1 protein-coding gene is annotated in these 1809 nt (G+C 62.2%); it reads left to right on the top strand.

The annotated features are described in order from the left end of the window. Nucleotides 1–82 precede the first annotated feature (82 nt). A complete protein-coding gene (murJ, locus tag WBP53_RS03865) occupies nucleotides 83–1690 on the top strand; it encodes a murein biosynthesis integral membrane protein MurJ (RefSeq protein ID WP_423926121.1) in 1608 nt (535 codons plus the stop codon). Nucleotides 1691–1809: the final 119 nt, after the last annotated feature.

Raw genomic sequence — 1809 nt, 5'->3', positions numbered from 1 at the left:
GCGGAAAAAGGGTCGGGATTATGCCGACCCAATCGCCCGGAGTCAAACAGAACCCCGGTGTGAGTCGAAGGGGATTGTACGCGTGAAGGCCCCCAACATGTTGCGTTCCGTGCTTACGTTCAGCGGTGGCACCTTTGTTTCGCGCATTCTCGGCTTGTTCCGGGAGATGGCGATTGCCTGGACTTTCGGTGCGAACGCCAGCACGGATGCGTTCTGGGTCGCTTTTCGCATACCGAATTTCATGCGCCGCCTGTTTGCCGAGGGCTCATTTTCGGTGGCTTTCGTGCCGGTTTTGACCGAATACAAGGAAAAGAAGACGCAGGAGGAGCTCAGGGAGCTGGTTTCGCGCACTGCCGGGACACTGGGCGCGATCCTGCTGGTGGTGACTGCGCTCGGTGTCATCGGCGCTGCCTGGGTCACTCGGGGCTTCGCTCCGGGTTCGATCGACGAACCGGTGAAGTTCGCCCTGACCACGGATCTGCTGCGCCTGACCTTTCCGTTCTTGTTCTTTGTCTCGATGACGGCCCTGGCTGGCGGCGTACTCAACAGTTTCAACAAGTTTGCGCTGCCGGCGCTGACGCCGGTGGTGCTCAACGTATGCATGATTGCCGGCGCGCTTTGGCTGTCCCCGATGCTCGATGTGCCGATCATGGCACTGGGCTGGGCGATCCTCGTGGCCGGAATCCTGCAGTTGCTGATCCAGTTGCCGGCCTTGCGCAACCTCGATTTGCTTACCCTGCCGCGCTGGGGCTGGAATCATCCCGGTGTGCGCAAGATCCTGCGCCTGATGGTACCGACGCTGTTCGGTTCGTCGGTGGCCCAGATCAACCTGCTGCTGGATACGCTGATTGCCTCCTTCCTGATCGCCGGTTCGCAAACCTGGTTGTCACAGAGCGACCGCCTGCTCGAGTTTCCACTTGGCATCTTTGGCGTTGCGCTGGGCACGGTGATCCTGCCAACGTTGTCTCGCCACCATGTATCCACGGATCGCGAGGGCTTCACCAAGGCGCTGGACTGGGGCCTGCGCACGACCTTGCTGATTGCCGTTCCGGCGATGCTGGCCCTCGTTGTCCTGGCGAAACCGATACTCGCCACGCTGTTCCAGCACGGCGAGTTCACCGCGCACGATGTCGAAATGGCATCGATGTCGCTGGCTGCCCTGGCCCTGGGCTTGCCTGCCTTTGCTCTGGTGAAGGTGGTCGCCCCGGCTTTCTATGCCCGTCAGGATACGAAGACACCGGTCCGCGCGGGCATCATCGCGATGGTTGCCAGCATGGTTCTCAACGCGGTCTTCATCGGGATTCTGATGCTGGCCTGGAATTCGCCAATCGACGCCGAAGCAGGCCTGTGGGCGCGACTGTCGACAACACCCGGCTTGCATATGGGCCTGGCCCTTGCCAGCGCCTGCGCCAGCTATCTCAACCTGGCCCTGCTATGGCGGTACCTGCGCCGTGACGGCGTCTATCACGCACAACCGGGCTGGACGGCGCACCTGCTGCGGCTGGCGCTTGCGTGTATCGCCATGCTGGCCGTGCTCTGGAGCGGTCTTTCTCTGGTTCCGGACTGGGGCGATCTGGCTGCCATGGCCCGCGTTTACCATCTGGGCGCATTGATCGCAGCAGGCGGCGCAGCCTTCGTCGTCGTGCTGTTCGGCAGTGGATTCCGCCTGCGCAACTTGCGCGCGCCCTGAGATCGGCTCCGTAACGCTAGACATCGTTGGGGTTCGCTGCGCTCACCGCCAACCTACGGGACTCTGGGAAGGGTGGGCTTTTCGCAGGTTGGGCTGAGCAAGGCGATGCCCAACATCCA

It is taken from the genome of Dokdonella sp. (genome assembly GCF_049593775.1).
GTDB lineage: Bacteria > Pseudomonadota > Gammaproteobacteria > Xanthomonadales > Rhodanobacteraceae > Dokdonella.
This window is presented reverse-complemented; position numbering and strand designations above follow the sequence as displayed.